The sequence below is a fragment of the Flavivirga abyssicola genome (assembly GCF_030540775.2).
In the GTDB taxonomy this organism is placed as follows: Bacteria; Bacteroidota; Bacteroidia; order Flavobacteriales; family Flavobacteriaceae; genus Flavivirga; species Flavivirga abyssicola.
This window is the reverse complement of record NZ_CP141266.1, coordinates 3,788,921-3,813,384: the sequence shown is the minus strand read 5'-3', so window position 1 is coordinate 3,813,384 and position 24,464 is coordinate 3,788,921. Positions and strand designations below refer to the sequence as shown.

The window sequence follows — 24,464 nt, the reverse complement described above, 5'->3', positions numbered from 1 at the left end:
ATTGGAAGTAAAAAGGAGTTATTTTAATTCTGAGAAAGATTGACTTTTGTTGACTTTAATTGTATTTTGCTGATAACCAACTATTTCCCAATACAAAAATTAGCAAAAATATTACCTAACAAATCGTCATTAGTTATTTCTCCAGTAATCTCTCCAAAATGAAATAATGCTTGGCGGATATCTATAGCCAACAGATCCCCTGATAAACCAGAATCTAATCCATGTTTAACCTTACTAATTTCCTCAAACGCTTTTAAAAGGGAATCGTAATGACGTGAATTAGTAATAATGGTATCGTTATTTCTTAAAGCTCCAGTGTTAACAAAACTCAACAAACATTCTTTAAGTTCCTCTACTCCTATCCCCTGTTTTGCTGATAGTAGCTGAATATGGGATTTTTCGCTAGCACTCGAAATAACAGATAGCTCCTCATTTAAAATAGCAACTTCATTTTCTGAAAGCTTATCAATTTTATTGGCAATTACTACCAATGGTTTTTGAGGGTATTTGTTCTTAATCTTTTCTATTTCTATCTTAATATTTTGAGATTTCTCACTAGCGTTCGAAATGACATCCGATTCAAAAAGATATACAACAACTTGTGCTTGTTCTATTTTTTCAAAGGTTTTTTTTATCCCTATACTTTCTACAACATCTTTAGTCTCTCTTATTCCCGCAGTATCAATAAATCGAAAACCTATACCACCTATAGATATTTCGTCTTCAATCGTATCTCTAGTTGTCCCAGCTATCTCACTTACAATAGCTCGTTCTTCGTTTAAAAGCGCATTTAAAAGTGTAGATTTTCCAACATTAGGTTCTCCTACAATAGCTACAGGAATGCCATTTTTAATTACATTACCAACAGCAAATGAATCTATAAGACGCTTGAGTACAAACGTGATGCGTTCAATTAAATCTTTAAACTGGGATCTATCGGCGAATTCAACATCTTCTTCCGCAAAATCAAGCTCTAACTCTATTAAAGATGCAAAATTTAAAAGTTCTTCACGCAACTTTGCTATTTCTGATGAAAACCCACCACGCATTTGTTGCATGGCAATTTGATGTGATGCTTCATTATCACTAGAAATTAAATCTGCTACTGCTTCTGCCTGACTTAAATCTAACTTCCCATTTAAAAATGCTCTTAAAGTAAATTCTCCTGCTGTTGCCATTCTACAACCTTGACGCAAAAACAATTGAATAATTTCTTGTTGAATATAATTAGAACCATGGCACGAAATCTCAACAACATGTTCACCAGTATAAGAATTAGGGTTTTTAAAAACGGATACCAATACTTCATCTATAGTACGATCTTCATCTATAATATGACCTAAATGGATGGTGTGTGTTACTTGTTTACTTAACTCTTTTCCTGAAACCGATTTAAATTGATTTTCTGCAAAGGTTATGGCATCTTTTCCAGATAATCTTATTATAGCAATTGCACCTGCTCCAGATGGTGTCGCTAAAGCCACTATGGTGTCTTGATTAATCATCTGGCAAAAATACTAAATTTGAAATGCTAATACCTATAAGTTAATCTTCAAAAAATCAATATTTTAAATAAATCAAATGATTTTTTTATTAAGTTTTTTCGTACAAAAAAAGATAAAATGAATTTTAAACAGTTGATTATATGATAATAAAATCATATTAAACTAAAATTTTTAGCAATATTTATTTGAAGAACTCGTAAAATACATAATTTATTATCCATTTAACAGAATTATATTCAATTGTTTGATTAGCAGATATTTAATCTTGCACATATTATGCATACATAGTATATTTGCCTCCCTGTTTTTATAACCACAATAATAATTTAACAGAATTTATAACTTCCAACCACAACCTAAATGAATTGAAGAATTTAATAAAAAGAGTAGTATATGAAAATTATTGAATCAGATTTTTCTAATCATGTTATAAAATCAGCACAAAAGGAATTGGGAGTCATATTCTTTTTTAATCATATAGCTGTTATAGAATTTAACGAGGGGGTACATGTTGACATTAATAATTCATCAGAAATTTTTGATGAGCTAAAAGCCTACTTTGGTGATTCCAGACCGTTTGGTGTAGTTGCTAATAGAGTAAATTCCTATTCTGTAAAATTATTGGATGTAGATTTATTTAGACAGAAGGCTAAAAACTTACGTAGTTATGCGGTTGTTGGACATAATAGTGCGAGTAAAATGAATGCTGAGATTGAGAATAGTTTCTGCATCTCAGATAAAATCAATTACGATAGTATTTACGAAGCAATAGATAATGTTTACAGCAAAGTAAAAAAGGATATTTTATTCTCATTAAACTAAAAATTTATAACATCTATTTCAGAGAAACTTTTTTATAGTAATAAAAGCTACCCAGGCGTTTTTACTAAAGCTAATATAGCGTCTTGATGAACCATCTGACCTAATTACAAGAAATTCACTATTATGAATAATTAAAACGCGTTATTGACTAAGATTTTTCGTATAAATAAAAAATTGACACGCTTTTTAACTATAATTTGTGAAGTAATAAAATTATTAAAAAATAAACATTTATTAACATTTAAACACAAATAATAATAATTATATAACATTAATCACAAAATAAAGAATTATTCGCAATAATAATATAGATGCGCTTTTTGTCTTGACTATAATATACGCTCATAGTATATTTACATACCTCTCATTTTATAATTAGATTATTATAAATTGACAAAGGTTATAACTTCCATCTCTCAATCCTAAAAAGAAGTATATAATAGCATATGAAAATTGCCGAATCTGATTTCTCTAGCCATATTGTAGAATCTGTACAAAAAGAATTAGGAAACATATTTTTTTTTAAACATATAGCCGTTATAGAGTTTAACGAAGGGGTTCATATTGATATAGATAATTCATCTGAGTTTTTTGATGAACTAATAAGCTACTTTGGTCACTCCAGACCATTTGGAGTTGTAGCTAATAGAATAAATTCTTATTCTGTAAAGTTATTGGATGCAGACTTGTTTAAGAAAAAAATTAACCGTTTATGCTATTATGCCGTAGTTGGACATAATAATGCTAGCAAAATGAATGCAGAAATTGAGAATAGATTCTGCGATACTACTAAAATCAATTACGACACGATTCATGAAGCTATGAATAGCATTTACAGTAAAGTAAAAAATGATATTTTACTTTCTTTACACTAAATAAATACCGTCTGGTTTTATTTCAATCTGTCGTTGTTTATATAAAGTACCGATAGCTTTTTTGAAATTTTTCTTACTCATTTGCAGTGTTTCCTTAATAACTTCCGGACTTGATTTGTCTGTCAGTTTTAAATAACCACTATTATCATGAAGTTCATTTATAATACGTTCTGCATTAGGCTCAATATTTCTATATCCTATTTGTCCTAAAGCAATATCTAACTTATTTCCTGGGCGGATTTTCTTAACTATACCTTTTAATTTATCTCCAACACTAAGGTCTGAAAAAATAGCGTCTTTATAAATAAGTCCAGAATGTATTTTATTTACTATAACATTCATTCCAATATCTGATGGGTGTGATACTATTAAATCAACCTCATCAAACACTTTTACAGTTAATTCTTTATTATTTAAAAATCGATTTGTTTTACTTGATGCCACCAACCTATCGGTTTTTTCATCTAAATAACAATGCACTAAATACCAACCTCCTGGTTTCATTTTAAAGGCTTGTTCTTTAAACGGACAAAATAATTCTTTAACCATACCCCAATCTAAAAAAGCACCATAATCGGTTACTTGGTTACAACGTAATAAAGCAAAATCATCACGCTTAATATATGGCATGTCTGTGGTAGCGACAGGGCGTTCTTCATTATCCAAATACACAAATACCTCTAGCTTATCCCAAATTTTAAAAGCCTCTGGTACGTATCTATTTGGTAATAAAACTTCATTATCATCATCATCAATTAAATACACCCCATGATCTGTTTCACGAAGTATTTCTAATGTATTTATCTGTCCTAAATGTATCATGCGGCAAAGGTAATGATATTAGATTGAGTATTTTTATTTGAATCTAAACGATTTTTAAATTAGGTATGGGTAAATCAAATTCAAGCTAAAAAAACGCTACAAGAATTGTAACGTTTATAATATCCTTATAAAAAAGCTCTGTTAGTAAACCGATTCTTTTTTAAAATGCTTTGTTAATAAATAATACACAACGACTCTATACTTATTGCGATTAGATTGTCCATATTTATCCATTATAGTAGCAATGCCTTCATCTAAATCGGTGCTATCTTTTAACCCTAACTTCTTAATTAAAAAATTATTTTTTACTGTAGCAAGTTCAGACTCGTCAGAACCGGAAACTGTTGAAGAATCTGCATTGTATATTGATGGACCACAACCAATAGTTATTTTAGTTAGTAAATCCATATCTGCATGAACACCGAATTTGTCTTTTAAATCTGCAGCGTACTTTACAATAAGCTCGTCTCTTTTACTCATAATAATGTGATGTGTTTGTTAAATATTTGTGTTAATATCTGTTTAAAGATAACTATTTTTTAGACTCAAAGAATGATAGTTTGTTACACATTATTTTAACCAATATGTTTGAAATAGTTTAAAAGTACTTCATCATTTAGGTTTTTTGGTGTAAAAACCTCTAACAGTTTTGGTTGATTTCCTTCTGAATAAAATGAATGTAGCGATGATTTTAATGTTACTTCATCTGAAGCAGATTCATACTTAAAACCATACATCTTACACAAATGTTCTGCGGTTAAGTGATGATTGGTTTCAAAATAAGTATCGAAATTTTCAGTGTTTTTATGACCTGGAAGAATTCTAAAAATACCACCTCCTTGATTGTTAATAACAATAATTCTAAAATTACTAGGAATGTAATTATTCCACAGGGCATTACTATCGTAAATAAAACTTAAATCGCCTGTTATTAAGGTGGTTTGTTTTTTATTTACTACGGCACAACCAATGGCTGTGGATGTACATCCATCAATACCGCTAGTACCTCGATTACAAAATACTTTTAATGTTTTATTTAAGTCAAATAATTGTGCATAGCGCACTGTAGAACTGTTTCCTAATTGTAAAATAGTGTCATTAGGGATGGCGCTCAATATAACATCAAAAGCTTTTAAATCACTAAAATCTATACGGTTTAAATAATCATCATGCTTAACAAGTCTCGATGCTTCTACATGCCTCCAATACGAATTATAATCACTTTTTAATGATTGCGTTTGAGGCAAAAATTTAGAGAAGAAATAATTTGGTGTTGTCTTTACAAAATTAGTTAAGCTAAAGAAAGTATCGTTTGCCTTCTTTAAATCTATATGCCAATGCTGTTGCGGTCTATATTTTCTTAAAAATGCCTTTACTTTTTTAGAAACTATTAACCCTCCAAACGTGAGTAAAATATCTGGTTGTAATTTCCTAAAGCCCTCATTCTTTAATGGTGCTATTAGTTTATCTATACTTGGAAAAAATGTATCGTGATGTAAATTTGATGTTGTTTCAGTAAATACAATAACACTAGCATCAGCTGCTAAATTATCTAACCAACGCTGCTCTATTTGATTCGGTTGATTAACTCCTACAAGTACCATTTTTTTCGAAGCAGCGTTCCAGTCTTTAATGCAATCACCCAGAACATAGTCATCAATTTCTAATGGCTTGTCTACTAGGTTAGTTGGCTTTGGTTTTATAGATAATTCATTTGCCATATCATATAACGGTTCATCAAATGGAACATTAATATGCACAGGACCATTTTCAAGAAGTGCCCTATTTATAGTCGTATCTATCTCTTCTTCGTTATATTCCTGAATGGTTTTTTTTAATCCTAGTAAGGTTTCCACCTTATTCTCCATGCTTTTAAAAATAGGTAACTCCTCTGCACTATTAGTTTCATCTTCTTTTAAATCGAGTTTTAAGTTTGATGAATACAGAACATGATTTTCAAATACATTTTTCTGATTAATGGTTTGCCCGTCACCAATACCAATTAAATGTTTTGGTCTATCTGCCGACAATACAATTAAAGAAATATCGCTGTAAAATGCTTCGGCTACTGCTGGATAATAATTTAATAATGCACTTCCAGAAGTACAAACAACTGCCGTTGGTTCTTGTAACTGTTGGGCTATTCCTAAAGCAAAAAAAGCGGCACAACGTTCATCTACAATACTATAGCATTTAAAAAACGGATCGTTTGAAAAACCTATTGTTAATGGAGCGTTTCTACTACCTGGCGAGATAATAATATGTTTTATCTGTTTTGCTTTACATAACTGCACTACAGTTTGAGCGAGAGGGATTTTTGAATACATCATTACTACAAAAATAAAAAATGATAATCAATGATTTGCAATATTTCATATTGAATTTTAACTATATTTGTGACTCATTTTTTACATAAAAAAATATACTCTCAATTATGATAAAAAACATTACTGTAATTTTCTTGATTTCATTCTTAACATTTAGTTGTTCATCTGATGATAATGACCCTATGGACAACCAAAATTGTAATACTGATTTTCCTTTTTTAAAAGAAGGACAAGTAATGGTATATGATGCTTCTGGTTTCTTTCTTGACGCAACTAAAATCACGTTTACCACTAAATCTTGCAATGGCAGTGGTTTTTTAGTAGACAGAACGGTACTTACTGCTACAACTAATGAAGAGATTGTATCAACTGATTTATGGAAACAAGATGGAGACTTTTTGTTGACTGATTCAAATAATAATCAAGATTATTTTTCCAAAATATATAAAAAAGGAGCCGTTTTAGGTGATAAATGGACACACACTGCTTTAGCTGGAAAGGTAGTTACTCATGAAGTTATTGCTGTCGATTCTTTAATTACTGTGCCTGCCGGTACATTTAGTTGTACAGTTTATAAATATTCAACTAGTACAACAATCAATGAAAGTTTTGTTTGTTGGAATGATGATATAGGAAACATTAAAGAAGACGGAGATGGTTTCTTTACTTTAGAATTAGCTTCATACCAATAAATAAAGCATATTATATTGTATATACAATATAATATGCTTTTAATGATTATTCATTTAATCTAGAATACTTTTTATTGTTTGTGTTTTTAGGACGGTTTCCTCCCATTCTTTTTCTGGATCAGAATATTTTGTTATACCTCCACCTACATAAATAATCGCTTTTGTATCTTTTAATTGCATACATCTTAAATTTACATACAGTTGTGTGCTTTTTTTATTTATGGTATAAGCTCGGTTTTCAATATTGCGTTTTGCAGACATTGATCGTAATTTGGTTTCCATATTTAGCTCACCTAAAAAGCCTGTATAAAATGTTCTTTTGTAATGTTCATGATCTAAAATAAACTGTTTTGCTTCTGGCTTGGGTAAACCACAAACTGCTGGTGTGGGATGTAATAAAGAAATAACTTCTTTTAAATTTGACTCAGGTTTTAACTGCGCAGAAATCATCGTTTTTAAATGCAATAAATTTCCAGCTTTTACAGTTTCAATGTCAGAGACTTTAAAACTCTCTACTGAAGGTTTTAAATTATCTATTATAAAATCGGTAACAAATTGTTGTTCTTGCTGTTCTTTATTTTGCCAAACAACATCTAAAGTCCCTTTATAATCTTGCGTACCTGCTAATGCCATGATAGACAATCTATTGCCTTCAATTTTTATTAATGTTTCTGGCGTAGCTCCCAACCATACTCCTACTTTTGGGTGATACCAGCAATATACAAATGCAGAGGTATAAGCATTTAAAAGGTTTTTAAAAATTGTTATTGGATTCGGCTCAGAAATTATAATTGTTTCCTCTCTAGATAGAACTACTTTTTTAAATTTATTATCTGAAATAGCTTCAACGCCTTTTTGAATTAGATCAATATGTTGTTGCTTTTCATGGTGATCTTTAATGGCTTCTAATTCTTTTTTCTTTACAAACTCTGTATGATGTTCAAAATCTACCTGAATGTTTTCAGAAACATCAAGAGGTATTATCACTGTTTTTTCTTTATCATCAAATGGAGAAAAAACGAAGCCTTTTTCCGTAAAATTACTTGTAAAATGTAAATCGTTTGTTTTCTGCAATAAGGCGCTTACCTTATTTTCATTTGGTTTTCTATAAACAACAAAGGGTAATTTATTGTTGTATTGTGTTTCAATACGTTTAAAAAAAAATTCCAACGCCATTAACTATTTTTTTTTGGTAAGGCTATAGTAGACAATTTACAGATTGAAATTAAGTTATCTGCTTCATCTGTAACTCGTATATCCAACAATTGTGTTGTCTTACCTTTATGTAAAAAAGTAGCTTTAGCATAAACAAACCCTGCCTTTACACTTTTTATATGATTGGCTGTTATTTCTATACCGCGTACAAAGAATTTTTCAGTATCAATAAAAACATGAGATGCAAAACTACCAACACTTTCTGCTAAAGCAGCTGTAGCACCTCCATGTAATACACCATCTGGTTGATGTACTCTTGAAGTTACAGGCATCCTGGCTACTAAAAAATCATCCCCATAATCTACTACTTCAATATTCAAGGTTTCCATTAAAGTATTTTTACAAGCTGCATTAGCTTGAGCCAAAACTTTTTCCTTAGATAATTGCATAGAATAATTTATTTTTAATGACGAAACAAAAGTACAAAACCAGTTTAACAAATGAATTCTAGCGAAAAAGAAATATCATATCAAACTACAAATACTTATTCTACTTTAAATACATTAACTAGTAAAACAAAACATGTTTGGCTAGTGTGTCATGGTATGGGGTATTTAAGTCGATATTTTTTAAAATATTTCAAAAACTTAAACGCTGAGGAGAACTATATTATAGCACCACAGGCAAGTAGTAAATATTATTTAGGTTCTAAGTTTAAACATGTTGGTGCTAGTTGGTTAACTAAAGAAAATACGTTGGCAGAAACCGAAAATGTTCTATGTTATTTAGACGCTGTTTTAGAATCTGAAAACATCCCAAATGATAAAAAACTAATTGTTTTTGGGTATTCGCAAGGCGTAAGTATCGCAACACGCTATGTAGTAAAAAGAAAATTAACATGTAGTCAATTAATATTACATTCAGGAGGTATCCCTAAAGAATTAGTAGTTGAAGATTTAAAATTTTTAAAAGCTAAAGTATCGTTGATTTATGGTACCAATGATGCCTATTTTAATAAAGACCGTATGGACTTAGAAGCTCAAAGGGCCATCGAGTTGTTTGGAAATAATGTGACCATCATCCCTTTTGATGGTATACATGAAGTGAATGTAGCATTGATTAATGATCTAGTGTAAACAAAAAACACTTTCCATAAAAATGGAAAGTGTTTTTTTAATAGTTATACTATAGAAATGATTACTCTATACGTTTACCTCTCATCTCTTTCCCATTTTGTAAAAGTGTAATACTATCTACTTTACCTTCACTATTCTTATTAAAAGTCAATTGGGCATTCACCACTTTTAAATAAAATACATTCTCCGATTTAGGAAAAAGATCAACTGTAGATTGTCCTGTTGCATGCCCTTTTAATTGGCTCCCTTCTTTGGTTATAGTGATAATAAAACCTGGTTTGAGCTCAAACTTGCCTATATAAGTTTGTAAAATAGTATCAGGCACAACCACTTCTTTCTCATATTCTGATACATCTGCTCCTAATTTTTTTAAAGCCTCTATCCCTGCAAAATTATTAGGGTTTAACTCAACAGACTTCTTATAATTCTCAATAGCCAGATCCTTCTTTCCTGAATTCATAAGCGCTTCTCCATAACTATCATAAACATTTGATGATTTTGGGAACGCATCAACATTTAGCTTAAACACTTTAACTGCTTCATCAACCTTACCAGACCTCATAAGTTGGTAACCAATGCCGTTCATTTCATTTTCTCTTAAATCATAATTTTTAGAATTCTTAATGGCATTATAATGTGTAATTCCTGCATCAATGCCTTTTTCTTCTATAACTGCTAATAAATCATCAGCAACCGATTTTTTAGGCATATTATATTCTTTACCATGTATAATACCTCTAATAGCTCTAGTCATTTGGTTAAGTGGTGCTCGTCCTGTGTTATTTAAAAGTACAATCAACGATTTATCTGAAGGTGCTCTGGAAATATTGGTATTAAAACCATTAATACCACCTCCATGACCAATGGTGTATATACTATCGGCAGACTTCCCGATTTTATTATAACCAACACCCCAACCATAGGCATAATGGCCTCTACCAAAAGCAGACACATATGGCTTAAAATACATCTCCATATAGTCTTTTGGTAATAAAGTATTGGTATACAAAGCTTGATCCCATTTATATAAATCTTCAACAGTGGAATACATGGAGCCAGCTGCGTAAGGAATAGACATGTCCAAATAATTTGAGTTTATAAGCTTGTTTCCTCTTTTTTCGTACCCTGTAGCTCTGTTTTTCAAAATATCACCATGATTATCGTAACCAGATTCGTTCATATTTAATGGTGTGAAAATTTTGTCATGTAGCATTTGCTCATAGGTTTTTCCAGATAATTTTTCAACAATAACACCTAAAAGGAAATAGCCAGAATTGCTATAACTAAATTTTTCGCCTGGTGAAAAATCTAATGCTTTATCTGCAAATTTTTTCACAAACGCATCTGGTGTATATGGATTACGACTTTCTTCTTGGAAAAACTTAGGAAATGAGGTATAGTTTGGTATTCCAGACGTATGGGTTAATAAATGATGTGTGGTTATTTTATCGCCATTTTCTTTTGGATAATCTGGAAGGTATTTAGTTATAGGTTCTTGCAAATCTAATTTTCCGTCGGCTGCTAATTGTAATATAAGCATGGCTGTAAATTGTTTTGTAATGGAGCCTAATCGATGTTTTGTATTGGGCTGGTTAGGGATATCCCATTCCATATTTGCCATACCAAACCCTTTTTTATAAATAACCTTTCCATGATCAGATACTAACACTGAGCCATTAAACTTACCATAAGCTTCATACGTACTTATTAGCTTATCGATTTGCTCTACTTTGGTTTGAGCAAAACATATATTGCATATTAATAATAAAGAAAGTAGTAAGCTGCCATTTTTAAACAATTGATAATTTGAATTTAATTTCATGAGTTAAAGTTTTGATTGATCCATTTTTAATGTTCTATTAAAAAGTAAGACGTCTGATCGCTGTAGAAAGTTACACAATAAATTCAATAATTCTTAAATTCATTTATTTTCGGTTAAAAACAAAAAGTCAAGATGAGTTCGATTATGAAAATATTATATTCAGCAAGTTTGGAAAAGTTTTTATCTTGATTAGTGAATACATTTGCACTACTATTTAATATTTGTTGTTAGCGTAAAAAGAAAAAAAGGACATTTTATTGCGATAAGCATAAATGTTAAATAGTATTTAATCCATACTTTAAAAATGATATTGAAACAAACCAACAAGGCTTTTTATGAACAAAAACTAAATGTTATTGTAGAATATATTCACAATAATTTAGATAGCAAAATAGACATAAAAACGCTGGCAGAGATCTCACATGTTTCACCGTTTCATTTTCATCGTATTAGCAGAGCGCTTTTAGGAGAACCCATTGGAGCATACATTTCTAGAATACGTATAGAAACCGCTGCAAAAATGATACGCTATACGTCCTTAGATATTGAAAGCATTGCTTATAATGTTGGTTTTGAAACGCCTTCGTCATTATCTAAAAAGTTTAAAAATCATTTTGGAGTGTCCCCAACAGCGTATCGCAAAAACAAATTATTCACAATTAAAAAATCAAACATCATGGAAACAACATCCAGTATTAAAAATAGTCAAAGTTTGAATATCAAAAAGCCTAAAATCCTAGATTTAGAAGATAAAAAATGTATTTACATTCGTATGCAGGGCCCCTATAAAACATTAGATTATGTAGGTTCATGGCAGAAGCTTTGGGGATTGGTAAAAGAACAAAAGCTATTTACAGCAGGGATTGAACATATAGGCTTACCTTATGACGATCCAAAAGTAACAGACGAAGATAAAATAAGATATGATTCTTGCTTAGTAATTCGTAAAGATGCTGAAGCTTCAGGAGACATTGGTACTAAAACCCTTAAAGGTGGCAAGTTTGCTGTATTTTTATATCAAGGCAGTTATGAATTTTTCCAAAACGTATACAATCATATTTTTAATGAATGGTTGTTAAATAACGACTATGAATTGCGTGATGAAATTGTTAGAGAAAAATACATTAGCAACCCAGAACGTGTAGAACCTCATAAACTAAAAACGGAGTTTTATATCCCAATAAAATAGGTATTAGTTAAAACCTAACCTCTTTTTCTAAAGCTAAAAGATGTGTAATTATATTATTACCATCTTTTAGTGGATAGATTTCAATGCTACAATTATACATCTCTCCATTTTTTCTATAGTTTACAATACTTTCTTTAAAATGAACACCTCTTTTTAAATAGTCTCGTATATTATTTAAAGTTGTGGGAGATGTATTTTTACCTTGCAAAAAATCAGGTTTCTTTCCAATAGCATATTTAAAAGGGTACCCTGTCATTTTTGTAAAACCTTTGTTTACCCATTGAATTTCTTGTTTAAAATTGGTGAGTACTAAAGCTTCAAATTGATTATTGGTGATTAACGCTTCAACGTCAAGAAACCAATTAAACCTATTCTTGAATATTTTTAAGGTTTCAATTTCTATCTGTTTATTGAAGTTAGTAGTCTGTTTTTCTAAATGCATCGAGTAAATATCCCAGCATTTTAAAGGTCCTTGTAATGTTTGCGAATTCTTTTTCATAGCTTCTGTATTTTTTGTTCCGGGAAATAAAGAAGCAAGACTCCAACAAAGATGTTATAAATTAGCTAGATTAAACATGTTGGTAATTATATGTGTCTTGACTTGGCCTTAAATCGCGAAAGCACATTTGTCTTGTTTTAAAGGGAAGTATCTGGCTTGTAATAACTTATATTACTTACAGTTGCGCGACAGCTTGTGATTTTAACACAATTCCTTATTATTTAGCATAAGCTAAACCTTTAAATTATATTCAAATATAAAGATTTTGAAGTTAATAGACTCCACGAATATATTGTTGTATGTCTTCAAAATACAATTTAGATAGTAAATGATGTGTTTCAGTTGATAAGGGTTCTATATTAGAGACTTTTGCGTTAGACAATACTTGTTTTGTAGAGCTAGCCCCAGGAATAACACAACTAACTGCCTGATGATCCAAAATCCATCGTAATGCTAATTCTACCATGGATAAACCTTCGGGTAAAATGTTATTAGAAATTATATCAATAAGTTCCAAGCCTTTTTCAAAAGGTAAACCCGCAAATGTTTCTCCTATATTAAAGGCGTCACCATTTCTATTGTAATTTCTATGATCATCTTCTGGAAACGTCGTATTCTTATTAAATTTTCCAGATAACAAACCACTTGCCAACGGTAACCTTACAATAATACCTACGCCTTTTTCCTCTGCTTGGGGCAATAAATCCTTAGTTAATTTTTGTCTAAAAACATTATATATGACCTGCAACGAAAGTAACCCTTCTTGCTTTAAGCATATTAATCCTTCTTCAACTGTTTCAACACTTGCTCCAAAATTTTTAATTAAACCTTCCGCTTTAAAATCACGAAGCCAGTCAAATATATTTTCTTCCAGCAATAACTGCTTGGGAACACAGTGTAATTGAAGTAAGTCTATCGCACTAACATCTAAACGTTTTAATGAGCTTTCAATAGCTCTACGCAAAACATCTTTGGAATACTTATCTGGATAAACGTCCCCGCCTCTACCAAACTTTGTCGCAACTCGTATTTGTTTATCTGTACTATTTAAAAATTCGCCTATGAGTTTTTCACTTTTACCATTTCCATAAACATCAGCGGTATCAAAAAAAGTAATGCCACTATCCACGGCTTCTTCTAATATAGCCAAACCGCTTTCTTTATTTATTGAGGTTCCCCAATCTGCTCCTAATTGCCAACAACCTAGGGCAACTTCACTTACCTCAAAACCTTGATCACCTAATTTTCTTATTTTCATAAATAAATTTATAAGTCTTTTTTGTAACGTTCAATCATATCCTCTCTCGATTCCGGAGCTCCATCAGAACCTAGCTGGTCTTTTAACATTTGCCCCATAGTTGGGAATGAGTTTCTATCAATTTTTGATGTTTCATCCCATAACTTAGAACGCATAAAAGCTTTTGCACAATGCAAAAACACTTCTTCTATAGTGATAACGATACACGCTTTTGGTTGCATTCTTTCCGAAGTAAATAATTCTAGATATTTAGTATCTATGCTAATAATGGCCTGACCATTAATACGAAGCGTTTCATCCACTCCAGGTATTAAAAACAGCAACCCTACCATACCTGTCTCTACAATATTACCAATACTATCAACAATATTATTCCCTTTAGCGTCAGGAATTACTATTTCTGTACTATTTGTTACTTTTACGAAGCCCGAGGTACCACCTCTTGGAGACGCATCTAATTTACCTTCACTATTACATGTTGACATAACCAAAAAAGGAGACGTTTCAATAAAATGAATGGCATGTTTTTCTAAACTAGAAAGTATTTTTTCCTTGGACCTACCCTTTGGAAAACCATATAGCTCACGAAGTTGTAATTCTGTTTTAATTTGCATGATAATAAGGTTAGAATACGCTTGCCAAAAATAACTAATATGGCGATAAAAATGACCTGTAACCAAATAAAACTGTATTTCAACAAGTATTTATTAATTCTATAGTAAATATTATATAAAATTACAATCAACAAACTAAATACCAATAATTTAATGAAAACTCTAGCTATTATTTTAACCTTTAGCTTTACAGGACTATGCAGTGCACAATTTATTTCGGGAGACGACAAGTTACATCTAGGTGCGGGTGCACTAATATCGGCAACCACCTATACTTTAGTTTACACGACTACAAAAAATAAGAAAAAAGCTTTTTGGTATAGCTTAGGAGCTTCTGCATTAGCAGGTTTAGCTAAAGAAGTTTACGATGGAGGGATACAAAATGAAAGGTTCGATACTGGTGAGGCTATTGCTACAACCATAGGAGGTTTAACAGTTAGTACTACACTGAGCTTATTTGTTGGAAAAAATAAGAATAAAAGAAAAGCCAAAATCGCCTTAGTTAATTAACTAAACGCTTAATAATTTCTTTAGTTGGTAGGATTTCTTTAGTATATTCAATACTTGGACCGGCAACCCAAACAGTTTTATAAGTTGCTTTAGTTGCTGCATTTTTAGTAGCATTCATACCAATTGAAAAACGAATCATTTTCACCCATTTTTTAAGCTTTTTGTTTTTATTTAAAACTGATTCTAACCAGGTTTGTTTAGTTCCAATTTTTTTAACATAAGGTGTATTTATTACTGTACATGGAGTTCCTGAAATACGTTCGGTCATAACGATATCATTTGCACCATACTCAACACAGGCTTGTTTATATTCATCGGTAACACTGGCCTCTATAGAAGCTATAAAAGGACTCCCTACAGATACTCCTGCAGCTCCATAACTTAACATATTATCAATATCTGCTTTAATACCAACACCACCAGCTGAAATTATAGGAATACGACAATTAGAACTTAACTCTTTAATTAAATCTTCTGGTGATTTATCCCCTCGATGGCCTCCAGCTTTATTATTTACAGCTATAATAGCATCAGCACCAAGTTCCTCTACTTTTTTTGCAAATTTTAAATCAACTACATCACAAAACACTTTAATTCCTACTTTATGTGCTTGCTTAATTGTTTCCTCTGGGCTTCCCAAAGATGTAATAATGAAATCACAGCCCTCTTCACAAAGCACCTCTAATTGCCCCTTATACTTTACGTTAGATTTGTTAACTATTAAGTTAAACCCAAAAGATCCACCTTCTACCCTGTTAGCCTTCAACGCTTTTATAGCTGTTCGTAATTCTTCTAGTGTTCTGTAATTTAATGCAGGTATACAACCAGCAATCCCACCTTTCATTGCTTCTTTTACCATAGCCACATTAGACACTAAAAACATGGGAGCCTGTATTATAGGATGTTTTATATTAAGAAGTTCTGTTAATTTAGTTTGCATAGATATTTAAAATTAATCTATACAAATATAAGCATAAATATATTATGCATGCATAATATATTTATGCTGTAATAACTAAATTCAAATAGTTATAAAAAAATTAAAGACAATAATGATTAAATATTTGATAGTATGACTTTTATCATATTTTTATTATGCATGCATAGTTAATTTTAACTGTATTTAATTTAATATCATTAGCCATGAAAAAAATACTAATTGGTTTATTTATTTTTGGAGTAACCACCCAAATCAATTCACAAACAATTGAATTACCAAACACAGTAATTTCTGTTAATTACAAGTATTCTGATGTAACGGATTTAGATCATACTCCTAAGCGCGTTAAAAAATTAGAAAATGAAATTCTAAGTTATAACCATAAGGAACTCTCTAAACTTTATGATAAAATAGATGATATTTATGAAATATCTTTTTATCTCCCAGAAGGAAGAATAATTGCTGCATATGATAAAACTGGAAAAATAATAAGAACTAATGAAAAATATAAAAATGTAAAATTGCCATTAGCTGTTATGCAATCTATTTCCAAACGCTTTCCTAATTGGGGAATCATTGAAGATACTTACCTGATCAAATATCATTATAATAAAGATTCTTTAACCCAAGAATATAAAGTCAAAATAAAAAATGACGATAAGACTATTATGATAAAAACCGACGAGAAAGGAATTTTTCTTTAAAGTTTGTTCCTTTTAGGGGCTAATTTAAAAATCTATAATACCCACATTTTAAATAAGCCCCTTCTAGGAAGCTAATAGGATGGTCGGTATCATGACCTGTTTTTAAAATGACTTTATAGGGCCGATCACTTGATGACAGCACCTGACTGTTTATATCGAAAAAGGTTTGAGAAACAACTCTTGACGAGCAAGAAGCTAAAACCAATAACCCATTTTTTGAAGTTAGCTTTTCTCCTAATTCTGCTAATTGGGCATATTTCTTTTTTGCTAAATCAATTTCTGAAGCTTGTTTTGCAAAACTAGGAGGATCTATAACAACAACATCAAAGGACATATTATTTTTAATTAGTTTTTTAAGCTCATCAAAGGCATCTCCTGCTATAGTTTTATGAGTTCCTTTATAAGTATTCAATTTGCCATTTTGAACAGCTATTTCTAAAGCCTGTTTACTAATATCTAAACTTGTTACTTCTTTAGCGCCGTTATATAACGCATGTACTGAAAACCCTCCTGCATATGAAAACACATCTAAAACAGTTTTATCTTTACTCCACGCTCCCACTTGTTTTCTATTTGCTCTATGATCTAAAAAATAACCTGTTTTATGCCCTTTAATCACATTTGCAGAAAATTTTACATCGTGTTCTACAAATTCTACAACATCATTTTCTAACGTTCCATAAACAACACCACCATTTTTTATTTTATGCGATTTAGATTGCTCTAAAGCCCTACTTAAACGTATTACAACTGTTTCTGAATGACTTACTTCCTGTAAAATTGGAATGATAGTCTCTAAATAAGGTAGCCAGATTTCAGAATAAATTTTCACGACTAAAACAGTCGCATAGACATCGGCTATTAACCCAGGAAAACCATCATTTTCTCCAAATAATAATCGATAGCTATTAGTATTCGTTTTTAATAAATCTAATCTTTTAAAATAGGCTTCTTGAATTTGCTTTTCAAAATACCGATCATCAATAGTTACTTTTTTAGTACCATGATGCAACATTTTAATACGTATCGGGGAATTAGCATCGTAAAGACCTAAACCAATAACACGGTTCTTATTTTTACCAAATATAATAGCTAAATCTCCAGACCTCGCAGTAGTATTTATTTTAGAAATATTGTTTGAAAACACCCAAGGATGCCCTTGAACTACAAATTGTTCGCCTTTTACATTAAGCTTTACTGCTAAATTTTTGGGTTTATAATTTGATTTTATTTGTGGTGAAAAAGACATATTTTGATAAAGTTTGTGTCAAAAGTATTCCTTTTATAAGGATAAAAAAACTATACACTTGAACGCTTGTGTATTGATGATGAAATTAAATGCATTTATATAAAAAAACGCAATCATTTCTGACTGCGTTTTAAATTAATAAGATTTTAGGATTAATTATAACATCTATCTAGTGCTTTACTATCTGTTTAGTTATATAATTTTTACCATGGTTTATTCTTAAAAAGTAAATACCATTTGTTAAATTTGAAATATCCATGGTGTGATTTATTTTATCTTCTTTTACATTTAGCTTAACACCCTTAATATCAAATAAATATGTTTCATAGTTTTCTTTATCACTTTTAATATTAATAAAATCTTTTGAAGGGTTTGGGTAAACTGAAATATCTTCTTGATAATTATTAGATGCTACACTCAATACGCTATTAGCAAAAACGCGACTCTTCCCTGTACTATCATTAAATGCTAATAACTCATCCCAAATAAAATCAACAGTGCTTTGGTAATTATTACTAACTAAACTACTAACTGTATTTGGTACAACATAACTAGCAGGTGCCTTTTCTTCATATATTGCCATATAAGTAATTAAAGATGCTAAAAAGTAAATGGTTGGTCTACCATGCGGGGCTTTATCCTCATACAATGTTTCAACAGGAATATCGCTCAAAGGTGTTTGGGTTAATATTTTACTTATAATTGGACCTACTGGAATCATTCTAACATTTTCACTTGGTCTTGCTGTTTGAACAAAATCGTGATAATCTATCCACCAATCGTGAAAGCTACCTAAAGTTACTTCATGGTATTTGGCAAATTCTGCTTCACTAGGAGGAAACTCTCCGTCCTCTGTAAGTATTAAGCCGTTCATATTTGGCCAGTTTTCATAAATATATTGTACCGCGTTTGGTTTTTGATTATTTACCCAATCTAGAATTGTTAAAGTAGAAGCCAAAGGGCTTGTATGGCTATTGGGTCCATCATAATTTTCGTTTGAAGGTTTATACTGTACAAAATTAGCTGCTGTGAGGAGAACTGCATCAAAGTCTATTTCTGAAAAGTTTTCATTATCAGAGTCCCATGCTTGAGTAACATGGTCAAAATTCCATTGTGCCCATACAGTAGAATTTACAGTACGATTTTCATGATTAGGTAAGAACCCATATTCTCCACTAATTTTAACTGAATTATTAGCATCTTCTGCAAGAAAATGTAGCCAATGTGGTACTGTAGTCTCATTGCTTGGGGTTGGAATTGTTGGAGGGTCATGTACTATAAGGCTATGCCCAAAGATAAACATTGTTTTTTCTTGTTGCGCAAAAGTCTTGCTGCTAAAAATTAAACAAAAGCATGCTAAAAATAATTGTATTAGGTTTTTCATAAGATTAATTTGGTATTATAGATTTGGTATTTACTATATAACAATCTATTTAAAAAAATTCCTACCTTCTTAAAAATAAAAAAACGCAACCAAAGAGATTGCGTTTTTTTGTATTCTTAATCTAAGTTATAATAATTAATCACATCCTCCTTGTACTTCAACAAATTCAATTGGAACATTAAATATTCTATCTATAGCTATTAAATCTTGATCTCTAAAAATTCCATCTCTCATATTAAATATAGAAGGTGATGACTGAGAAGTTCCTTCAATATTGGATGCCTGTGTACTTGTATGATAAAAACCAACAGAGTGCCCTAATTCATGAAGTAAAACATTTTTCTTTTGGTCAAGAGACAAAGTTCCTTCTTTATCTTTATTGACCCACATAGTCTTGCCAATAGTATGTTTAAAAATTCCTGAACCGCTAACAACCTCTCTATATCGTCCTAATCTTGCTTCAGCAAAAGAATTTGAACTAACTAATTCGCTGGAGGTAACTCTAAGAACTTCAATATTACCATAATCTAAATTATTTTCTGGAGCTATTCTAAAATAAATTTGAGGAGAACCATCTAAATAGGTATTAACAGTGTTATCGTTAAGCACTGCATTCCATTCATCTATTGCTTCACTATAAGCTGGCCCCCAAATATTCTGTGTAGTTACATTATCAAAATAAATATTTATATATACCTTTTCTACAATTGGTGTTACAACTGGAACTATTACAGGAAAAGGTATGTATATTACTTCATGACAATAATTAGCCAACTGTATTCTTGTTATAGCTGAAGTATCATTATTTCCTGATGATATATACTCATCACCCACGGATGTATTAAAAGTACGTGCATATATATTCGATTTTTTTTTGCTGATTATATCAAACTCGTTATTTTTAAATTTAACTTCAAGTTTATTTTTTTCAAATTCACATCCAATGATTAATTCTTCATTTATATCATTTTCATGAAATAAAGCTTCATTAATTAAAAAATCAAATCCTTTGTTTTTTATTAACTTAGAAATACTTCTTTCATTTCCAAATAAAATTAAGTTTTTTGATTCTTTAGAATTATTTAAAATAACTTGTTCTTCAGAATTACTACATGCTACTAATAATATCATAACAAATAGAAAATTTATTTTTTTCATATTTTAAACTTTATAAGTTTTAACTTGTCAAATATATAATATTTTAGCTACAAAATAATAACCTTTTTAAAACAAAAAAACGCAACCAAAATGATTGCGTTTTTTGCTTTAATCTATATTAAGATCCTTCGACTCCGCTCAGGATAAATGACTCATACAATTTTGTTAAACAAAATTGGTTTTCTATTTTTATTTGACTTCTTCAAAGTCTACGTCTTCTACGTCACTACCTTCTTCTCCTTGAGGTTCTGCATTTCCAGCATCTGGTCCTGGTGCACCTCCTTGAGCTTGAGCTTGCGCTTTGTACATTTCTTCTGAAGCAACTTTCCAAGCTTCGTTTATCTTATCTAAAGCAGGTGTAATAACCTCTAAATCTTTAGTTTCGTAAGCTTTTTTCAATTCTTCTAAAGCGTCTTCTATAGGTTTCTTTTTATCGTCTGATAATTTATCACCAAACTCTTCTAATTGTTTTTCCGTTTGGAAAATCATAGAATCTGCTTCGTTTAATTTCTGAGCACTCTCAGCTGCTTTTGCATCTGCCTCAGCATTAGCTTCAGCATCAGCTTTCATCTTTTCGATTTCTTCTTCTGTTAAACCTGAAGAAGCTTCAATACGAATATCTTGTGTTTTATTAGTTGCTTTATCTGTTGCTGATACTTTAATGATACCGTTAGCATCAATATCAAACGTTACTTCAATTTGTGGCGTACCACGTCTTGCTGGTGGAATACCATCTAAATGGAAACGTCCAATTGTTTTATTATCTGCAGCCATAGCTCGCTCTCCTTGCAATACATGGATTTCAACTGATGGTTGATTATCTGCTGCCGTAGAGAATACTTGAGACTTCTTAGTTGGTATTGTTGTATTCGCTTCAATAAGTTTAGTAAATACATTCCCCATAGTTTCAATACCAAGAGATAACGGTGTTACATCTAAAAGCAATACATCTTTTACATCTCCAGTTAATACACCACCTTGAATACCTGCTCCTAATGATACTACTTCATCTGGATTTACACCTTTACTTGGCGCTTTTCCAAAGAATTTCTCAACAGCTTCTTGCACAGCAGGGATTCGTGTAGAACCACCTACTAAAATAACTTCATCAATATCACTTTTTGATAACCCTGCAGCTTTTAAAGCAGATTCACAAGGATCTATAGTACGCTTTACTAAATCGTCAATTAATTGCTCAAATTTAGAACGTGTTAATGTACGTACTAAGTGTTTTGGTCCACTAGCAGTAGCCGTAATATATGGTAAGTTAACTTCTGTTTGTGCAGAAGAAGATAATTCAATCTTCGCTTTTTCAGCAGCTTCTTTTAAACGTTGTAAAGACATTGGATCTTTACGTAAATCCATATTTTCTTCAGCATTAAACTCATCTGCCAACCAGTTGATGATTTTCTCATCTACATCATCACCACCTAAATGTGTATCTCCATCTGTAGAAAGTACTTCAAATACACCATCTCCTAATTCTAAGATAGATACATCATGTGTTCCTCCTCCAAAATCAAAAACAACTATTTTTTGGTCTTGTCCTTTTTTATCTAAACCATAAGCTAAAGCTGCTGCAGTAGGTTCGTTAATAATTCTACGAACTTTTAAACCTGCAATCTCTCCTGCTTCTTTAGTAGCCTGACGTTGCGAATCATTAAAATAAGCTGGTACAGTAATTACAGCTTCACTTACATCTGTTCCTAAATAATCTTCAGCAGTTTTCTTCATTTTTTGAAGAATCATAGCAGATAATTCTTGTGGTGTATATAAACGACCATCAATATCTACACGAGGTGTATCATTATCTCCTTTTACTACTGTATATGGTACACGCTCTGCTTCTTTTTTAGACTCAGAATATTTATTACCCATAAAACGTTTAATAGAATAAACTGTTTTTGTTGGATTTGTTACTGCCTGACGTTTTGCTGGATCACCAACTTTAATCTCGCCTCCTTCTACAAAAGCAATTACAGACGGTGTAGTACGCTTACCTTCTGCGTTTGGGATAACAACTGGTTCGTTACCTTCCATTACAGAAACGCAAGAGTTGGTTGTTCCTAAATCGATTCCAATAATTTTACTCATAATATTTTATACTTTATTTGTGTTCAATAGTTTTTTAAACTCGATTTGTAATAGTCAATCATTATGCCATTTGAAAAATACTGACAAGCTGTCATTCAATCACACATATATTTTAAAGAATATTTATAATATGTAATAAAACAATCTATATTTGCTCCACTAAAACGATATAGTTATATGGAGTGTATTTCTGTTTTTGACATGTTAAAAATTGGTATCGGACCATCAAGTTCGCATACATTAGGGCCTTGGAGAGCAGCCGAAAGGTGGATTAAAGAATTGAAAGACGCTAATGATTTTGATGAGGTCGAAAAAATAGCTATAAATCTTTATGGTTCTTTATCATTAACAGGAAAAGGTCATGCAACAGATTACGCTGTCATACTTGGATTAAATGGTTCTGATCCAGAAATTATTCCTACAGAAACCATTGCTACTATTATTTCTGAAATTAAAAAAACAAAAACATTAAACTTTAATAATGAGAAACCTATTGCTTTTAATATAGAAACTGATATCATTTTTAATAGGGAATTTTTACCGTTTCATTCAAATGGATTAACCTTTACCGCTACTATAAATGGAAAAAATAAAAAGTCAACTTTTTATTCTATAGGAGGCGGGTTTGTAGTTAAGGAAGCCCTTGAGAACTCTAAGAAAAATTTTGAAATTAAATGTTCTTTCCCTTATCCTATCGATAAAGGCACAGAACTTCTAAAGTTTTGTGAAACTTTAGATAAACCAATCTCTGAAGTTGTTTTAGAAAATGAAAAATCAATTCGTTCGGAAGAAGAAATAGACCTAGAGTTAAAACGTATTTGGGACACCATGCTTGAATGCATATATATTGGCTGTCATACAGAAGGGAATCTTCCTGGAGGATTAAATGTAAGACGTCGTGCTTTTGATATGCATCAGAATTTAAAAGGACAAACAGCCTATACCAATCCTGTTGAATGGGTATATGCTATAAGAAACACCGAAGTTAAATTTCGACAAATATTAAAATGGGTTAGTTGTTTTGCTCTGGCTGTGAACGAAGTCAATGCCTCTCTAGGAAGGGTTGTTACTGCTCCAACAAACGGAAGCGCTGGAGTTATTCCCGCTGTTTTACTATATTATTTAGTAATTGAAAATCACGATGCCAATTTTGAGGACATAAAACGATTTTTATTAGTTGCAGGCGAATTAGGGAGTATCTTTAAAAAAGGTGCAACAATTAGTGCTGCCATGGGGGGGTGCCAAGCAGAAATAGGCGTATCTTCAGCCATGGCTTCCGGTGCACTTTGTGAACTTTTAGGAGGGTCTCCAGAACAAGTACTAATCGCTGCTGAAATTGCTATGGAACATCATTTAGGCCTAACCTGCGACCCTATTGGTGGATTGGTTCAAATACCCTGTATCGAACGTAATGCTATGGGCGCTATTAAAGCTATAAATGCTGCTGAAATGGCTTTGGACATTGACCCCAAAAATGCTAAAGTGCCTCTAGATAAAGTGGTTGCTACCATGTGGGAAACAGCAAAAGATATGCACACAAAATACAAAGAAACGTCTGAAGGTGGCTTAGCTGTTGGAGTAAATATGTCTGATTGTTAAATTATTTTTTTTGGCGCACCCTAATAAGGTCGGGCTATACAATACAAGTCCTCGTTCGTTCCTCTCTGTGGGCTTTCCTTTCCTATCCCTTGCGCAGAAAACAACTTACT

23 protein-coding genes and 1 riboswitch are annotated in these 24,464 nt (G+C 31.3%); of the genes, 8 read left to right on the top strand and 15 right to left on the bottom strand.

The genetic code is table 11. The features are described 5' to 3' along the window. Positions 1 to 80: 80 nt before the first annotated feature. The gene (gene mnmE, locus Q4Q34_RS16010; protein ID WP_303315206.1) at positions 81 to 1,505 is read right to left on the bottom strand and encodes a tRNA uridine-5-carboxymethylaminomethyl(34) synthesis GTPase MnmE; all 1,425 of its coding nucleotides are present in this window, start codon (positions 1,503 to 1,505) and stop codon (positions 81 to 83) included. Positions 1,506 to 1,898: 393 nt separating this feature from the next. Between mnmE and Q4Q34_RS16005 the strand changes: the two genes are divergently transcribed. Then, on the top strand, positions 1,899 to 2,327 hold the full coding sequence (locus tag Q4Q34_RS16005; RefSeq protein ID WP_303315208.1) for a hypothetical protein: 429 nt from the start codon (positions 1,899 to 1,901) through the stop codon (positions 2,325 to 2,327). 446 nt (positions 2,328 to 2,773) lie between these two features. Next, on the top strand, positions 2,774 to 3,202 hold the full coding sequence (locus tag Q4Q34_RS16000) for a hypothetical protein (protein ID WP_303315209.1): 429 nt from the start codon (positions 2,774 to 2,776) through the stop codon (positions 3,200 to 3,202). Here Q4Q34_RS16000 and Q4Q34_RS15995 read toward each other — a convergent pair. The 3 genes from Q4Q34_RS15995 to menD all read right to left on the bottom strand — a co-directional run bounded on the left by Q4Q34_RS15995 (position 3,194) and on the right by menD (position 6,354). Continuing rightward, a complete protein-coding gene (locus Q4Q34_RS15995) occupies positions 3,194 to 4,024 on the bottom strand; it encodes a CvfB family protein (RefSeq protein WP_303315210.1) in 831 nt (276 codons plus the stop codon). The two genes, Q4Q34_RS16000 and Q4Q34_RS15995, sit on opposite strands and share 9 nt — an antisense overlap. A 141-nt stretch (positions 4,025 to 4,165) precedes the next feature. Then, positions 4,166 to 4,504, bottom strand: a complete 339-nt coding sequence (locus tag Q4Q34_RS15990) for a DUF2853 family protein (protein WP_303315212.1) — start codon at positions 4,502 to 4,504, stop codon at positions 4,166 to 4,168. A 95-nt stretch (positions 4,505 to 4,599) separates the two neighbouring features. Next, positions 4,600 to 6,354, bottom strand: coding sequence for a 2-succinyl-5-enolpyruvyl-6-hydroxy-3-cyclohexene-1-carboxylic-acid synthase (gene menD / locus Q4Q34_RS15985; RefSeq protein ID WP_303315214.1), 1,755 nt, complete (start codon positions 6,352 to 6,354; stop codon positions 4,600 to 4,602). 104 nt (positions 6,355 to 6,458) lie between these two features. Between menD and Q4Q34_RS15980 the strand changes: the two genes are divergently transcribed. After that, complete coding sequence (locus tag Q4Q34_RS15980) at positions 6,459 to 7,043, top strand: hypothetical protein (protein WP_303315216.1); 585 nt, start codon at positions 6,459 to 6,461, stop codon at positions 7,041 to 7,043. A 54-nt stretch (positions 7,044 to 7,097) separates the two neighbouring features. On the opposite strand, the gene Q4Q34_RS15975 is transcribed toward Q4Q34_RS15980, so the two are convergent. Both Q4Q34_RS15975 and Q4Q34_RS15970 read right to left on the bottom strand, forming a co-directional pair. Beyond that, positions 7,098 to 8,219: a chorismate-binding protein gene (locus Q4Q34_RS15975; RefSeq protein ID WP_303315218.1), complete on the bottom strand. Its 1,122-nt coding sequence runs from the start codon at positions 8,217 to 8,219 to the stop codon at positions 7,098 to 7,100. Continuing rightward, complete coding sequence (locus Q4Q34_RS15970; protein ID WP_303315219.1) at positions 8,219 to 8,647, bottom strand: PaaI family thioesterase; 429 nt, start codon at positions 8,645 to 8,647, stop codon at positions 8,219 to 8,221. Before Q4Q34_RS15970 ends, Q4Q34_RS15975 begins: the two co-directional genes overlap by 1 nt. A gap of 51 nt (positions 8,648 to 8,698) precedes the next feature. Here Q4Q34_RS15970 and Q4Q34_RS15965 point away from each other — a divergent pair, with 51 nt between their 5' ends. Further along, positions 8,699 to 9,334, top strand: a complete 636-nt coding sequence (locus Q4Q34_RS15965; protein ID WP_303315220.1) for an alpha/beta hydrolase — start codon at positions 8,699 to 8,701, stop codon at positions 9,332 to 9,334. Positions 9,335 to 9,395: 61 nt separating this feature from the next. Here the strand turns inward: Q4Q34_RS15965 and Q4Q34_RS15960 are convergent, their stop codons facing one another. Further along, complete coding sequence (locus Q4Q34_RS15960; protein ID WP_303315222.1) at positions 9,396 to 11,156, bottom strand: serine hydrolase; 1,761 nt, start codon at positions 11,154 to 11,156, stop codon at positions 9,396 to 9,398. Positions 11,157 to 11,460: 304 nt separating this feature from the next. Here Q4Q34_RS15960 and Q4Q34_RS15955 point away from each other — a divergent pair, with 304 nt between their 5' ends. After that, a complete protein-coding gene (locus Q4Q34_RS15955; RefSeq protein ID WP_303315224.1) occupies positions 11,461 to 12,345 on the top strand; it encodes an AraC family transcriptional regulator in 885 nt (294 codons plus the stop codon). Between the two features lie 7 nt (positions 12,346 to 12,352). On the opposite strand, the gene Q4Q34_RS15950 is transcribed toward Q4Q34_RS15955, so the two are convergent. The 3 genes from Q4Q34_RS15950 to Q4Q34_RS15940 all read right to left on the bottom strand — a co-directional run bounded on the left by Q4Q34_RS15950 (position 12,353) and on the right by Q4Q34_RS15940 (position 14,716). Continuing rightward, the gene (locus tag Q4Q34_RS15950; RefSeq protein ID WP_303315226.1) at positions 12,353 to 12,844 is read right to left on the bottom strand and encodes a PAS domain-containing protein; all 492 of its coding nucleotides are present in this window, start codon (positions 12,842 to 12,844) and stop codon (positions 12,353 to 12,355) included. A gap of 125 nt (positions 12,845 to 12,969) precedes the next feature. Then, positions 12,970 to 13,100, bottom strand: a riboswitch (cobalamin riboswitch). 15 nt (positions 13,101 to 13,115) lie between these two features. Beyond that, positions 13,116 to 14,102: an aldo/keto reductase gene (locus Q4Q34_RS15945; RefSeq protein ID WP_303315228.1), complete on the bottom strand. Its 987-nt coding sequence runs from the start codon at positions 14,100 to 14,102 to the stop codon at positions 13,116 to 13,118. Positions 14,103 to 14,110: 8 nt separating this feature from the next. Beyond that, positions 14,111 to 14,716 carry an MSMEG_1061 family FMN-dependent PPOX-type flavoprotein gene (locus tag Q4Q34_RS15940; protein WP_303315229.1) on the bottom strand — a complete coding sequence of 202 codons (606 nt, stop codon included), beginning with the start codon at positions 14,714 to 14,716 and terminating at the stop codon, positions 14,111 to 14,113. Positions 14,717 to 14,869: 153 nt separating this feature from the next. Here Q4Q34_RS15940 and Q4Q34_RS15935 point away from each other — a divergent pair, with 153 nt between their 5' ends. Then, positions 14,870 to 15,226: a hypothetical protein gene (locus Q4Q34_RS15935; RefSeq protein ID WP_303315230.1), complete on the top strand. Its 357-nt coding sequence runs from the start codon at positions 14,870 to 14,872 to the stop codon at positions 15,224 to 15,226. Here Q4Q34_RS15935 and Q4Q34_RS15930 read toward each other — a convergent pair. Beyond that, positions 15,219 to 16,166 (bottom strand): NAD(P)H-dependent flavin oxidoreductase, encoded by a 948-nt coding sequence (locus Q4Q34_RS15930; protein ID WP_303315231.1) that lies wholly within the window; start codon positions 16,164 to 16,166, stop codon positions 15,219 to 15,221. The genes Q4Q34_RS15935 and Q4Q34_RS15930 overlap by 8 nt on opposite strands. 203 nt (positions 16,167 to 16,369) lie before the next feature. On the opposite strand from Q4Q34_RS15930, the gene Q4Q34_RS15925 reads away from it, so the two are divergent. Next, positions 16,370 to 16,870 carry a nicotinate-nucleotide adenylyltransferase gene (locus Q4Q34_RS15925; RefSeq protein ID WP_303315233.1) on the top strand — a complete coding sequence of 167 codons (501 nt, stop codon included), beginning with the start codon at positions 16,370 to 16,372 and terminating at the stop codon, positions 16,868 to 16,870. Between the two features lie 19 nt (positions 16,871 to 16,889). Here Q4Q34_RS15925 and Q4Q34_RS15920 read toward each other — a convergent pair whose 3' ends face one another. From Q4Q34_RS15920 to dnaK, 4 genes are all read right to left on the bottom strand, one after another. Next, a complete protein-coding gene (locus tag Q4Q34_RS15920) occupies positions 16,890 to 18,119 on the bottom strand; it encodes a class I SAM-dependent rRNA methyltransferase (RefSeq protein WP_303315235.1) in 1,230 nt (409 codons plus the stop codon). A 169-nt stretch (positions 18,120 to 18,288) separates the two neighbouring features. Beyond that, a complete protein-coding gene (locus tag Q4Q34_RS15915; protein WP_303315238.1) occupies positions 18,289 to 19,503 on the bottom strand; it encodes a T9SS type A sorting domain-containing protein in 1,215 nt (404 codons plus the stop codon). Positions 19,504 to 19,638: 135 nt separating this feature from the next. Then, on the bottom strand, positions 19,639 to 20,634 hold the full coding sequence (locus tag Q4Q34_RS15910; protein ID WP_330444551.1) for a zinc metalloprotease: 996 nt from the start codon (positions 20,632 to 20,634) through the stop codon (positions 19,639 to 19,641). A gap of 216 nt (positions 20,635 to 20,850) precedes the next feature. Continuing rightward, entirely contained in the window at positions 20,851 to 22,755 is a 1,905-nt protein-coding gene (dnaK, locus tag Q4Q34_RS15905; RefSeq protein ID WP_303315242.1) for a molecular chaperone DnaK, read from the bottom strand. Positions 22,756 to 22,932: 177 nt separating this feature from the next. Between dnaK and Q4Q34_RS15900 the strand changes: the two genes are divergently transcribed. Then, positions 22,933 to 24,354: an L-serine ammonia-lyase gene (locus tag Q4Q34_RS15900; RefSeq protein WP_303315243.1), complete on the top strand. Its 1,422-nt coding sequence runs from the start codon at positions 22,933 to 22,935 to the stop codon at positions 24,352 to 24,354. The last annotated feature ends 110 nt before the right edge of the window (positions 24,355 to 24,464 follow it).